This is a genomic window from Lysinibacillus capsici, from assembly GCF_003367505.1.
In the GTDB taxonomy this organism is placed as follows: domain Bacteria; phylum Bacillota; class Bacilli; order Bacillales_A; family Planococcaceae; genus Lysinibacillus; species Lysinibacillus capsici.
Genome location: NZ_PXXX01000018.1, coordinates 268434 through 281649 on the forward strand (window position 1 = coordinate 268434; position 13216 = coordinate 281649).

At 39.5% G+C, this 13216-nt stretch carries 18 protein-coding genes and 1 other annotated feature; of the genes, 1 reads left to right on the forward strand and 17 read right to left on the reverse strand.

The window, feature by feature from the left end:
• Positions 1 to 31: 31 nt before the first annotated feature.
• Both C7B89_RS16910 and C7B89_RS23455 read right to left on the reverse strand, forming a co-directional pair.
• The gene (locus tag C7B89_RS16910) at positions 32 to 910 is read right to left on the reverse strand and encodes a phosphotransferase (RefSeq protein WP_310794744.1); all 879 of its coding nucleotides are present in this window, start codon (positions 908 to 910) and stop codon (positions 32 to 34) included.
• Positions 900 to 1946, reverse strand: a complete 1047-nt coding sequence (locus tag C7B89_RS23455) for a LysM peptidoglycan-binding domain-containing protein (protein ID WP_048395169.1) — start codon at positions 1944 to 1946, stop codon at positions 900 to 902. The genes C7B89_RS16910 and C7B89_RS23455 overlap by 11 nt, the downstream gene beginning before the upstream one ends.
• Before the next feature lie 141 nt (positions 1947 to 2087).
• On the opposite strand from C7B89_RS23455, the gene C7B89_RS16920 reads away from it, so the two are divergent.
• Positions 2088 to 2621 carry a transcription repressor NadR gene (locus tag C7B89_RS16920; protein ID WP_054550028.1) on the forward strand — a complete coding sequence of 178 codons (534 nt, stop codon included), beginning with the start codon at positions 2088 to 2090 and terminating at the stop codon, positions 2619 to 2621.
• Between the two features lie 132 nt (positions 2622 to 2753).
• Here the strand turns inward: C7B89_RS16920 and C7B89_RS16925 are convergent, their stop codons facing one another.
• From C7B89_RS16925 to C7B89_RS16995, 15 genes are all read right to left on the reverse strand, one after another.
• Entirely contained in the window at positions 2754 to 3146 is a 393-nt protein-coding gene (locus tag C7B89_RS16925) for a thiol-disulfide oxidoreductase DCC family protein (protein WP_048395166.1), read from the reverse strand.
• Between the two features lie 24 nt (positions 3147 to 3170).
• On the reverse strand, positions 3171 to 4049 hold the full coding sequence (gene pheA / locus C7B89_RS16930) for a prephenate dehydratase (protein WP_048395164.1): 879 nt from the start codon (positions 4047 to 4049) through the stop codon (positions 3171 to 3173).
• A 165-nt stretch (positions 4050 to 4214) separates the two neighbouring features.
• Complete coding sequence (locus C7B89_RS16935; protein ID WP_004226679.1) at positions 4215 to 4670, reverse strand: ACT domain-containing protein; 456 nt, start codon at positions 4668 to 4670, stop codon at positions 4215 to 4217.
• 24 nt (positions 4671 to 4694) lie between these two features.
• A complete protein-coding gene (gene obgE / locus C7B89_RS16940) occupies positions 4695 to 5984 on the reverse strand; it encodes a GTPase ObgE (protein WP_054550027.1) in 1290 nt (429 codons plus the stop codon).
• Positions 5985 to 5989: 5 nt separating this feature from the next.
• Entirely contained in the window at positions 5990 to 6517 is a 528-nt protein-coding gene (locus C7B89_RS16945) for a Spo0B domain-containing protein (RefSeq protein ID WP_048395160.1), read from the reverse strand.
• A 177-nt stretch (positions 6518 to 6694) separates the two neighbouring features.
• Positions 6695 to 6994 carry a 50S ribosomal protein L27 gene (gene rpmA, locus C7B89_RS16950; RefSeq protein ID WP_016991892.1) on the reverse strand — a complete coding sequence of 100 codons (300 nt, stop codon included), beginning with the start codon at positions 6992 to 6994 and terminating at the stop codon, positions 6695 to 6697.
• Positions 6991 to 7347: a ribosomal-processing cysteine protease Prp gene (locus tag C7B89_RS16955; RefSeq protein ID WP_016991891.1), complete on the reverse strand. Its 357-nt coding sequence runs from the start codon at positions 7345 to 7347 to the stop codon at positions 6991 to 6993. The genes rpmA and C7B89_RS16955 overlap by 4 nt, the downstream gene beginning before the upstream one ends.
• 16 nt (positions 7348 to 7363) lie before the next feature.
• Positions 7364 to 7672 carry a 50S ribosomal protein L21 gene (gene rplU / locus C7B89_RS16960; protein ID WP_004226667.1) on the reverse strand — a complete coding sequence of 103 codons (309 nt, stop codon included), beginning with the start codon at positions 7670 to 7672 and terminating at the stop codon, positions 7364 to 7366.
• Positions 7673 to 7686: 14 nt separating this feature from the next.
• Positions 7687 to 7764 (reverse strand) — a sequence feature (ribosomal protein L21 leader region).
• A gap of 45 nt (positions 7765 to 7809) precedes the next feature.
• The gene (locus tag C7B89_RS16965) at positions 7810 to 8421 is read right to left on the reverse strand and encodes a zinc metalloprotease (protein ID WP_048395158.1); all 612 of its coding nucleotides are present in this window, start codon (positions 8419 to 8421) and stop codon (positions 7810 to 7812) included.
• Positions 8411 to 8965: a peptidoglycan DD-metalloendopeptidase family protein gene (locus tag C7B89_RS16970; RefSeq protein ID WP_016991889.1), complete on the reverse strand. Its 555-nt coding sequence runs from the start codon at positions 8963 to 8965 to the stop codon at positions 8411 to 8413. The genes C7B89_RS16965 and C7B89_RS16970 overlap by 11 nt, the downstream gene beginning before the upstream one ends.
• A 93-nt stretch (positions 8966 to 9058) precedes the next feature.
• Complete coding sequence (gene minD, locus C7B89_RS16975) at positions 9059 to 9856, reverse strand: septum site-determining protein MinD (RefSeq protein WP_004226660.1); 798 nt, start codon at positions 9854 to 9856, stop codon at positions 9059 to 9061.
• Between the two features lies 1 nt (position 9857).
• Positions 9858 to 10526 (reverse strand): septum site-determining protein MinC, encoded by a 669-nt coding sequence (gene minC / locus C7B89_RS16980; protein ID WP_004226657.1) that lies wholly within the window; start codon positions 10524 to 10526, stop codon positions 9858 to 9860.
• A gap of 27 nt (positions 10527 to 10553) precedes the next feature.
• Positions 10554 to 11078 (reverse strand): rod shape-determining protein MreD, encoded by a 525-nt coding sequence (gene mreD / locus C7B89_RS16985; RefSeq protein ID WP_054550026.1) that lies wholly within the window; start codon positions 11076 to 11078, stop codon positions 10554 to 10556.
• Positions 11078 to 11992: a rod shape-determining protein MreC gene (gene mreC / locus C7B89_RS16990; RefSeq protein WP_048395155.1), complete on the reverse strand. Its 915-nt coding sequence runs from the start codon at positions 11990 to 11992 to the stop codon at positions 11078 to 11080. The genes mreD and mreC overlap by 1 nt, the downstream gene beginning before the upstream one ends.
• A 13-nt stretch (positions 11993 to 12005) precedes the next feature.
• Positions 12006 to 13025 carry a rod shape-determining protein gene (locus C7B89_RS16995; RefSeq protein WP_048395153.1) on the reverse strand — a complete coding sequence of 340 codons (1020 nt, stop codon included), beginning with the start codon at positions 13023 to 13025 and terminating at the stop codon, positions 12006 to 12008.
• Between the last annotated feature and the right edge of the window lie 191 nt (positions 13026 to 13216).

Sequence of the window (13216 nt, forward strand, 5' to 3'; positions counted from 1 at the left end):
TTCGCAGACAAAAATGACCGCCAATTGACGGTCATTTCTTGACAAATCTATCAATATCGTACCACAGTTTTGGCCAATAGGTGAGGGCTCGTTTTGTAAATGGTACTAAATAATCTAAAAATACTAGCTGTTGCTCTAGTGGTAAATCTATAGCAAACAGCCATTCTCGTAATAACTCATTTGGGTATTTCAAGCGATGAAGCTTTCTTTTATCCAGTCGTTTCAGCTCAGGTAACTCTGCAAAAATCTTTCCAAGATCATAATCTACAGCAGGTAACACACGATGTAACCATAAAATATACTCGTCATCCGCTTCACCAAGGTGCGCTAAATCAAAATCAATTAAACGTAATTGTCCATCGGAGCACCATAAAAAATTATGATGAACTACATCCCCATGCAATAGCGTAATCTCTTTTTCAGGTGCATCTTCCAATGCAATCAATTGTAATGACTTATCACTATAATGCAATATTTGATCAATTTCTTCTTTCGTTAAAAATGTTCGAAACTCATTTCTTCTACTTTTAAAACGCATATGACGCATTTGCCATTTTAAAAGCTGTGAGTAGGTATGCAAGCCTGGCACGCGCTGCCACGCAATCTTTTTATGTGTGTCATGTAAAGCGATTAATAGTCTAAGAGATTCATTACGATCTTTTTTATGCGCAAAGTTAGCCCCGTGGCTTCCTTCTTGCCACATTTGCACAATTAACTGCTCATCATCGCTCTGAACTAATGGTAGGATCAAAGAAGGTTCCATACGTCCTAATTGGCGATGAATGGTTCTTACCTTCTCCGCAATTTCCACTTGCTTTGCACGTTTGACAAAATAATTTTTCGATCGATATTTATATTTCCAAATATTTGGCTTTACTTCTTCTACAATATACGCTTTTTCACCATCGATAAGGCGTCATCCCGCCTGGGAAATAATGCGGAGACATCCAAGGACCTGCTGCTGATGGGCATGGTGGTGGACAATGTGTCGGACATGGTGGTGGCGGGCAATGACAAGGGTCCATTTGCCAATTTGGCATCATCATTGGTTGTGTGCCACAGCCACAAGATTGACCCATGTTCATATCAGGCATCATCATTGGTTGTGTGCCACAACCACAGGATTGCCCCATATTCATATCGGGCATCATATCCATTTGTGGCTTTTGGTGATCTTGCGTATGGAAGAATGGTGATGTGGACTCTAAAAAGTCTTCCATTCCACCTACTTTATGATCTGGCATGTCATAGGACATTGGCTGCTGTGGCATCGTATAATGCTCGACCTGCGGCTGCATTGGCATCGGCCACCACATCTGATGATAGATTGGCTGATGGCAACTTGAACAATGTGGTACGGCAGGCATTTGTGGCATGATATGCATTGGTGGATGTGGTGCTGGTTGTGGCATTGGCATTGGCTTTGGTTTAGCTACAGGCGGTGGTGGCGGTGTAGGTGCTGGCGGTGGTGGTGGCTGTATTTGTACAGGTGGTGTTGTAACATTTTGCTCCATTTGTGGCATCACCAATTGCTGGTGCCAATTCATTTCCACAGGCTGCGGTACCCACATCGGCTGTTGTGGCATCTGCATTGGCATTGGCATCGGTATTGGTATCGGTATCATTTGTGGTTCTGGCATTGGCATAGGAGCTGGTGGTGGCGGTACAATTGGCGGTGGTGGTGGCATTGGTCGCTGTACCTCTTTTTTAGGACTTTCCTTTGGTGTCTCCTTATGCACTTGTGTTTCCTTTTTCGGCATTTCTTTATGTGAATCTCTATGCGGCTCTTTGTTTATTTTTTCAGGCAATATAATTTCCATGCCTGGAACAATATAATCTGGGTTGGCAAGATGGACATTGAGCCGCTTCAAATCTTCAAACGAAATGCCGTACTCTTTCGCAATCTTCCACAATGTATCTCCCTTTTGAACAATATGAATACGCAATTTTTTCCTCCCTTCCTCTCTACGTATCATATGTTCAATGTTTCATTTGGATACAAAAATTTCAGCAAGTTAGAAAAGCTTCATGGTACACTAATTCATAAGGAACGCTGATTCCTTTATTACGAGCAGGGGTGATCTCTTATGAAAAAAATGTTAGGCGAAGAACGCCGACTGCAACTATTAGCGCAATTAAAAAAAAATAAAGCACCTATAACTGGGACAGACTTAGCAAAGTTCGCCAATGTTTCTAGACAAGTAATCGTCAATGATATGACTTTATTAAAGGCAAGAAATGAGCCCATTATTGCCACAAGCCAAGGTTATCTTTATATGCATCAAGAACAAATACAACAAACCGTTGAACGAACATTCCCTTGCTTGCATACATCAGAGCAGACGGAAGATGAATTAATGACGATTGTAGACTGTGGCGGAACCGTCAAAAATGTCATTGTCGAACATCCAATATATGGTGAACTGACAGCCTCTATCATGGTATCCAACCGCCATGAGGTGAAACAATTTATCGAACGTGTGAATGCAACACAGGCCAACTATTTATCTGCTCTCACTGGTGGCATCCATCTACATGTCATCACAGCACCCTCTGTTGAAGTTTTAACATTAATTGAGCGAGCTTTACAAAAAAAGGGCTACTTAGTGTCAGATCAATGAATAGTAAAAGCACCGTCTGAAAAATTGATTTCAAACGGTGCTTTCTGTTTTTTAATGCTGGTATTGTCTCGTTAAGCGCGGGCTTCCGTCCGCAGCTATTGTATTGTTCCCTTAAAGGCGAGTATTTCCCTATCAGGAAAGAAATCTTTGACGTTGAGCAGGCGTAGGCAATAAGCATTCACTTTTTTTTCCAAACAAACGATAGCGTTGCTTTGCAAATAATCGATATAATGCATTGCGAATAAATGGTGGTACAAGAATGAAGGCGTAGAAACAAGGCCACAATCCATCAAATTTACGGCAAATGTTTAACGCAGCGGTAGATTCAACAGACACTTTCCCTTGTTCAATAAGAATTACACTATCTATATTCTTTGGTATATGATATTGAGTGAGAAGCGATTGACCAGCCTCGCTTTGCAGCGATGCAAATTGAAAATAGCCAGCTTGATCATGTTTGATGATAAATTGAACAGTGCTATCACAAAAATTACAGACACCATCGAATAAAATAATCCCACCCATCTTCTTTCCTCCTCCTTCACATTACTATGCTTCGTCTGATGTTACATAAGTAAAATAGGTACCCAGTGACTTTACTTTGCAGCCTAGCGCAGCTAATTCTTCCATTGCCCCACGCATCATCGGTTCCTTTTCATCTGCTAATACATCAATCATAAAGAAATAATCACCTAATCCAGTTTTTAATGGACGTGATTCGATTTTACTTAAATTTAGCTGACGCCATGCAAAAACAGAAAGCACCTGATGTAATGCACCTGAACGATCTGTTGGTAAGGTAATCATAAATGTTGTTTTCGCTTGCCCATCTGATAGCTCTTGTGGCAATCGTTTATTTTGCTTAGACAGTACAAAGAATCGTGTATGATTAAAATGAAAATCATGGATATTCTGCTCCACTATTTCAAGACCATATTTTTCAGCTGCGGCTGCATTGCCGACTGCCGCTATACACTCTTGTGGATTCTCTGATACATATTTTGCTGCTGCTGCAGTTGAAGTTGTTTGATGTAATGGTACATGACTAAAACGATAAAATAAATATTTATGACATTGAGCTAGTGCATGCGGATGAGAATAAACACCTTCGATTGACTGCCAATCATCCTTCTGCGCTTTATTGACCATTAAATGCTGCTGAATTTTCAGCAATAACTCACCAGTTACATAAAGTGTTGCCTCATGGAATAAGTAATCTAATGTTAATGATACAGAGCCCTCTAGAGCATTTTCTAGCGGCACGACAGCTAAATCTACCTTTCCCTCTGCAACAGCCTCTATACATTCTGGAATCGTGGCACACGGTACGAGCCACTCATTTGGAAAAGTAGCCTTTGTTGCTAAGTATGTAAATGATGCTTCTGGTCCTAGATAGGCGATTCGATTTTCCCATTGTTGCTTTGTCATTGCAAATACCTCCTTTATGGCACAATAAGGAGCAGTCCCTCGTGATGAAAAACGCTTGGGACAGCTCCTTATTTGAGCTTTGTTATCGTATCTTTACCCATTGGGGTTATTCAACACGATGTTTGTCATTTTGTCAAAAATTAAAGGATTGAACACTCTCTGTGATTATAATGCTCCAGAACTAATCACTTCCGCTGATTCCACAAAATCTAAGCGTTTTAATTGCTGGATAAGATCATCAAGATCACAAGTCATGCTTGTTACATCTAATGACAATGTAACATTCGCACGTCCCTGAATAGGGATTGTTTGATGAATCGTTAAGACATTACAATGTGTAATTGTCACAGTTTCTAAAAGCTTGGCAAGTGTTCCTTTTCTATCTTGAAGCTGTAAAAAGACTGTTAAAATGCGTTCCTGCACAATTGAATGAAAAGGAAAAACCGCATCACGATATTTGTAAAACGCACTTCGCGATAAATCCACCTGCTTTACCGCATCCCAAATGGAAGATACTGAACCACTTGATAGTAAGTGTTTCGCCTCCAAAGTTTTTTGCATTGCATCCGTTAAAACATCCTCACGAACTAAATAATATCGCTGATTCGCAACATTCTTCATACGCTTCCCCCTAAAACTCATGTCTTAATCGACAAATTCAAATTCAAACTCTTGTAGGCGTACTGTATCGCCATCTTGTGCTCCACGCTCACGCAGAGCCTCGTCCACACCCATTGCACGCAATTGACGAGCAAAACGACGTATACCATCCTCACGGCTAAAGTCTGTCATTTTAAATAAACGCTCAATTGCATAACCACTAATAATAAATGTACCATCATCATCACGTGTGATTTCGAAATCTTCACCTTTTGCCTCATGCTTGTACATTACGGTTGCGTCTGATTGCTCCTCTAGATCATCATATAGTGGGAATTCAGGCGTTACTTCTAATAGATCGGCAATGGCAAAAAGTAGCTCTTTTAAACCTTGACGTGAAACAGCAGAAATTGGGAAAATTTGAACGTCTTCTCCAACCTTCTGACGGAATGCTTGTAAATTCTCTTCTGCATCTGGCATATCCATTTTATTGGCTACGATAATTTGTGGACGCTCTGTTAAACGAAGATTATATTGTTTTAGCTCTTCATTAATTGTCAAATAATCTTCATATGGATCGCGGCCTTCCATCCCTGACATATCAATGACATGAACGATAACGCGTGTACGTTCGATATGTCGTAAAAATTGATGACCTAGTCCAACTCCTTGATGTGCTCCTTCAATAAGCCCTGGTAAATCAGCCATCGCAAAGCTTCGATGGTCATCCGTTTCAATCATGCCTAAGTTCGGTACAATTGTTGTGAAATGATAAGCACCAATTTTTGGCTTAGCCGCGGAAACAACAGATAAAAGTGTTGATTTACCAACACTTGGGAAACCAACTAACCCTACATCTGCTAAAACTTTTAACTCTAATATAACATTTAATTCTTGTCCTGGCTCACCTTTTTCAGAAAGTTCTGGCGCCGGGTTGGCAGGTGTAGCAAAGCGAGAATTACCTCGTCCACCTCTGCCTGCTTTCGCAATAACTGCTCTTTGCCCATGCTCGACTAAGTCAGCAATAACAGCATTTGTTTCTTCATTCATAACCACTGTGCCTGGTGGTACTTTAACAATTAAATCCTCCGCATTTTTACCATGCATGCCTTTACTCATCCCATGCTCGCCACGAGGTGCTTTAAAATGGCGTTTATAGCGGAAATCCATTAATGTTCGTAAGCCCTCTTCTACTTCAAATACAACGTTACCACCGTGTCCACCATCTCCACCAGCTGGACCACCATTTGGTACATATTTTTCACGGCGAAAGGCTACCATACCATCTCCGCCATCGCCACCTTTAACATAAATCTTTACGTGATCGACAAACATTTAGTTCACTCCCTATTTGCACTCAAGACATATTGCCAGCGTGTAGTTGTCTGCTCAATTGTTTGAATGTCGAATTGTTTCAAACCTTTTTCGGTGAATGCATCAGCACTCCATAACCCATTTAGCGTGAATGTCACGGCAAATGTATGATCGTCAACACGTACATCAAGCGTTAGGATCTGCTCTGTAAATGGATCTAATGTATCATAAACATGCATAACTGTTTTGTTTAAATAATCTACAACTTCCTGATCAATATCATTGGTCACAGGCTTTTTTATCTCACCGCTTAGCTTCCAAGCTAATGATGGGTAACGCCATCCTGCTGTTTGAAGCCATTCAATTGTTTGTGGTAATTGTAGTCGATTGAGGATAGAAAATACTCGTAATTGTTCTGAATAATGTTGAATAAGTTTTTTCGATTCCTCGATTCTACCTAAATCTAAATTCATGCGAATCAGTTGCAGTTGATTCACATAATCATGATTTGCAAAACGTAATACTTCACTAATGGTTAGTGATTGATTGTTCATCCCATTCACTCCAATAAAGTTATCCTTACTAGTATAACAAGTTTTGCTGTATTTTTCCCTTAATTCTTTAATCAATTATACCTTGGTGTCATTGCGTCCAATCGGCTTTTTTGAAATTTAGCCAAAAAAAGGACTGCAATAAATGCAGTCCTCCGCTTTATGTTATCTTATAAAAGATTAAGCTTCTTGTGTTGTTGGATAAACAGATACTTGTTTGCGATCGCGACCTAAACGTTCAAATTTAACAACGCCGTCAACTTTAGCAAATAGTGTATCGTCACCACCACGACCTACGTTTGTACCTGGGTAAATTTTTGTACCGCGTTGACGGTAAAGAATTGAACCACCTGTTACGAATTGGCCATCAGCACGTTTTGCACCAAGTCGTTTAGACTCAGAGTCACGTCCGTTTTTAGTAGAACCTACCCCTTTTTTCGATGCAAAAAGTTGAAGGTCTAATGCTAATAATAATTTCATCGAGTTCCACCTCCTACTTGGTTGTAGTTGATTTGGATGTATTGTCCGTAATTTTGCACCATAGAATACACTTGGGCAGTCATTACTTGAACAATTAACTGTAGTTTTGCATCTACTTCAGGCTCTATGTCTGATGGTAAATCTACCTTGAGATAGCCTCCACCTTCAGCAGCTTGTTCGATTTCTGGCTGAATTTGTAATAATGCATAAATAGCATTCACTGTACCAATGGCTATAGTTGATGCTCCTGCACATACTAAATCCTTACCAGATTCATCATAACCAGCATGTCCTGAAAATTCGAATGCTGACACATGTCTATTTTCATCGTGATGAATCGTAACTTGTATCATTCGCTATACCTCACAATTAAGCGTTGATTGCTTCAACAACTAATTTTGTGTAAGGTTGACGGTGACCTTGTTTACGACGGTAGTTCTTTTTAGCTTTCAATTTGAAAACAACGATTTTTTTCGCACGGCCTTCTTTAACAACTTTAGCTGTTACAGTAGCGCCTTCTACGAATGGAGCGCCAACTTTAACGTTTTCGCCACCTACGAATAAAACTTTATCAAAAGTTACAACCTCATCAGCTTCTACGCCTAATTTTTCAACATAGATTTCTTGACCAGCTTCTACTTTGACTTGTTTACCACCAGTTTCAATAATTGCGTACATTTTACTGCACCTCCTCTTAGACTCAGACTCGCCTGTTTCATAAGGTGATCTTACTAGACACTTAAACCTTTACAGAGCGGTTGTAGTAGCACGGGTGCTACAAACAATAACATTAAAATATTACCACACGAATTTTTTCAAGTCAATCTATTCATAACATATTTTTCAAAAGCAACTCGGTATTTTCGATAACGCCATTCTTTCAACACTTGCAACCAAATGAATAAATTTATGATGGCTAAAAAAATAGATTGTGGCAAGAACTTGAAAGTGACAAGTAATAGTATAGTAGCTACGATGAATGATAACCAATAATATAGCTCTATCACGTGAGCTCTTGGATATTTTAAAAATAGGCAGGCTAACAATATCCTTCCACCATCTAACGGTATGATGGGTACAATATTGACAGCCAATAACACGAGTTGTACATTTATAAGCTTAGTAGCGAGTAAATCAGGCATAAAAAAAGCGAGGCCAATCCCAATAATCGTAGCGATTGGCCCTCCTAATGCAATCCATAGGAGTGACGAAGCTTGCACAACCGCTGGATTTTCAAATTGAATTTCTCCCCCGTATGGTGTAATTACGCAGGATTTCACCTTCACTCCACACATTACTGCCGCAACTAAGTGACCAGCCTCATGCCACAGTAAGGAAAACAGAATGATCGCGTAATAGGCTAACTGGCCACTAAAAATCATGACAAATACGAGAGGGATACACAGAAGATGTAATTTAATCCTCATTTGTCTCCGTCGTTTCAAGCCATTGTACAATTTGCTCTAAATCATAATGGGCATCTCCCTTTTCGATGGACACATAAAGTTGACCCGCTTCTTTCATGCCAATTAAATCATTTGCTTGAATAGATGTGTATGGTAGTTGAGCTAAACTATCTAACATACCATAGGAAACGGTTGTACCATCTTCATAGCTGATGGTCATGGTCTTACCTGTGTACTTTGTATGGCCAGTAAAAACGACTAATCCATTTTGACCAGCATAGATAGGTAAGCCAACATCATACTGCAATAGATAGCCTTCTTTAAATACTTGGGCATTCGCAAATGTTAAAAGATCTGCTTGCCCTACATCACTAGAAACCATGATGGTCTCTTTTTCTTTTTCAAACCAGCTTTGCCCGAGCTCACTTAAATACGTTAAATCAGCAGAGGTTGTAACAAGCTTCCGAACAGGTGTATCCACTACACCCTGGTCCTCTAAACGAATTACAAGCATGATCGCCGCCACAAGAAGTATCGTGACAAACCATTTCCATTTTTTAAACAAGCCCTCATCCTTTTTTCCTCACTATATGTGATTGCATGTCCAAACATGCACAAGAAAAAACCTTCTCGTACAATTGCACGAAAAGGTTTTAATTTATTTTGAGAAAAGGGCTTTAAGTTTTGAAAACATCCCTCTTTGCTCATCTTGTATAGCCATTAATGGCACTGATTCACCAAGAATACGACGGGCAATATTTCGATAGCCTAATGACGCTTTATTTGAGGGGTCCATTACAATTGGTTCACCTTTATTAGAAGATGAAATGACACCTTCACTGTCTATAATAATGCCTAATAAATCAATAGATAAATGAGTTGTAATTTCATTGACATCCAGTGTGTCACCGCTCTTCATCATATGTTGTCGAATACGATTAATGATGAGTTTAGGTGCTGTTATCTCTTCCTGCTCCAGTAAACCAATAATACGATCTGCATCACGAACAGCAGAAATTTCAGGTGTTGTGACAACAATCGCATGATCTGCACCAGCAACAGCGTTACGGTAGCCTTGCTCAATTCCCGCTGGGCAATCGATTAATACATAATCATAGTCTCTTTTCAATTCCTCTACTAAGCTCTTCATTTGCTCAGGGGTAACAGCATTTTTATCTGTTGTTTGAGCAGCAGGTAATAAAAATAGTTTCTCATCTACGCGTTTATCCTTAATCAATGCTTGATGAATTTTACAGCGTCCTTCCACCACATCGACTAGGTCATAAATAATACGATTTTCAAGGCCTAAAATCACATCTAAATTACGTAGGCCAATATCTGTATCCACTAAACATACTTTTTTACCTTGTAGAGCCAATGCAGTCCCAAGGTTAGCCGTTGTCGTTGTTTTACCGACACCGCCTTTACCTGAAGTTATGACGATCGCTTCTCCCACACTAGCTTCCTCCCTTAGACACATTTAACAATGGTCGAATATTTTTTAAGGCATGAATTTGATCGTACGTAATGCGTCCATCGTAGCCAATAAATGCACAAGTCATTTCTACTTGATTAATCGCTTTTACATGTTCATCTGACATTACCTGAACTTGATCGGCAATCATGATATGCGTGGCTTCAAATCGAGATGCTGCAATGATTGCTTCTTTATTGCCTTGCATACCAGCATGTGCAATCCCTTTAAGTCTACCTAGGACATATACATTACCTCCAGCCTCAACACGACCGTTTGGATTGACATTTCCTATGATGGTAATATCCCCGGATGAACGCAGAATTTGTCCTGATCTGACCACTCCTATATATGTATCTTGTTGGCTTTCAAACATCTTCTGGTTGCTTTCGTGGACAGTCAGTACTTCACTTTGCACCTTCGATACAATAAGCTGTTCTGTTTCTTCTATAATTTTTATAAGTTCATTTAATTGTTCTTCAGTACAGTATCGATAGCCTAAGTATAATTGTACATCAACTTTACCATCGATACCGCCCTCTAAAACCTTATTCTTTAATTCTTCCACTAGTTCACCATACGCACATTGGTCGTCTAGGCGTAGTACAAAACCGTCCTTCGTTCCCTTCATATTAACTAACTGTTTTTTCATGAATGCCTCACCTCACGTTGTTCTTTGTTAAGAAACCTCACGTGCTCTCTGTAAGACACGCGCATTAATTAGATACTTGAAGGCCCACCCAAGAATCATTAAAAATAAAGCATTCGCAATGATTGTTGGTAGTAGTCGTGAACGTAAGAAATCCGCTAAAGGAATTGCTGTAAAATCGATTAGGAAAAAGAATTGATAGAGAATAAATTCTAAAATCGCTACTAGTATAACTGAAATTGTAGTTGTTACAACTAAGTGCTGATGTATAACTTTCACGATAGACCCTGCCAAAAAACATATAAGTGGATAAAGTACTGAATATAATCCAATAATATCAATGTAAAACACATCATACAAGACACCAAAAAAAAGTCCATACATTACCGCACGTTGACGGCTGTAATAGATGGATATAAAAATAAGGTATAAGATTAAAAAACGCGGTACCAGAAAATAGACTTCCCCTTTAATTTCAATCGGGGAAAGCATAGCAAATTCTGGTTCTAACAGGAATAGTAAAACCGCTACAGAGGGGATGAGAAATCGAACCATCACTCCGCCTCCTCTTCACTTGCCTCTTGCGGATTCGATAAATCCTCATTCGTTGCATTGCCATCTGATCCATCAATACTTGTGGATGTTCGCTTGGCAATCACAACATGCTCTAAAATTGAAAAATCAGCAGATGGTTTGACATACGCCATTTTCGTTAAACCAAAGTCATCTGTACTAACTTCCGTAATTTCTCCTATCGGCACTCCCTTAGGGAAAATACCACCAAGACCTGAAGAAACTACTTGCTCGCCTTCTTTCACCTTCATGCTAGAATCGATTCGCTTCATAATGAGTTCATTACGTTCTTCATCAAAGCCCTCGATTAAACCGTATGCTTCTTTTTCTCCTAGCACCATCGCGGAAACACGATAGTTTGGATTATTTGTATTTAAAAGCTCTACCTCAGATGTGAAAGGTGTAACTAGGGTAATTTTCCCCACTAACCCTTTCGCGGTCATAACTGCCATATTTTTTTTGACTCCATGAGAAGACCCTTTATCTAAAATAATTTTCTCTTCCCACTGGTCAGGATTTCTAGCAATCACTGTTGCTTGAATTGGATTAAATGCCTTTAAGCTCTCAGTTTTATCCAAAAGCTCTCGAAGCTTGTTATTCTCTGATTTTAAATCCGTAGCCTCAGCTTGTACAACTGCAAAATCTTCTAAGCGTGCTTTTAAACGTTTATTTTCTTCGTACGTGTTTAAGAGGGAGTCAATACTATTAAAAACACCATTAATATAATTCGCCGGCTTCGCAACAAGCGATTGTGCGAAACCGACAGTATCTTTAATAATTTGCTCTGGTAAAGTTGCATTCGTCCGATCACGTAATGAGAAGCTAATCAATGCCACAAGAAAAACCATGCCTATGAGCAGCAAAATTACTTTCTTATTGAAAAAAAAGTGTGGCATTGCCTAAACCTCCTTACCCTTTAACTTGTTGTTGACGAATTAAGTCGATATGATCTAATGCCTTACCTGTACCAATCGCTACACAGTCTAAAGGATCTTCTGCAATGAATACTGGCATATTTGTCTCTTGACTGATTACTTTGTCTAAGTTTGTTAGCAGTGCCCCACCACCAGTTAATACAATACCGCGCTCCATTACATCAGCAGATAATTCTGGAGGTGTTTGTTCTAATGTTTTACGAACACCGTCAATAATAGAGGAAACCGCTTCACGTAATGATTCAGAAATTTCCTGTGAAGAAATTTCAATTGTTTTCGGTAAACCTGTTAACAGGTCACGTCCTCTAATATCCATTCGTGCTTCTGGTCCTTCTGCCAATGCCGTACCAATTTCCATTTTTACGGCTTCTGCTGTACGTTCACCAATTGTTAAATTATACGTTTTACGGATATACGAAATGATGGATTGATCCATTGCATCACCACCAACACGTACAGATTCACTCGTTACAATACCACCTAATGAAATAACGGCAACTTCTGTTGTACCTCCACCGATATCAACAACCATTGACCCTGTAGGATCCCATACAGGAAGATTTGAACCGATTGCTGCTGCAAATGGCTCTTCGATTGTGAACGCCTCTTTTGCACCTGCTTGTCGTGCAGCATCAATAACAGCACGCTGCTCCACTGAAGTAATACCATAAGGTACACAAATCATAACATTTGGTTTTTTCCAGTTGCCTCCAGAGTTTTTACATGCTTCTTTTAAATAATACTCAATCATTGCTGTTGTAATATCGAAGTCAGCAATAACGCCATCTTTCATTGGACGAATCGCTACGATTGAGCCAGGTGTTCGACCAATCATATTTTTCGCATCATTACCAACGGCAACAATATCCCCTGTTTTTGTATTTTTTGCTACAACTGAAGGTTCACGTAATACGATTCCCTTTCCTTTAATAAACACTAATGTATTCGCTGTGCCGAGGTCAATCCCGACATCTTTGCTTCCTAGTCCAAACAAATTGTGTACTCCCTTTCTATATAAGCCATACTTTCGTTGACATCCAATATATTTGACGACAATGTATAGGAAATTGAATTGTGTAAATACACAATTGACTCCTTTCAACGTCCATAACACCTGTCAAATTTTTTTATCTCCATCAGTTGGTAGTTTACACCTATGAAAAAACTACACACTCATTCACCTCA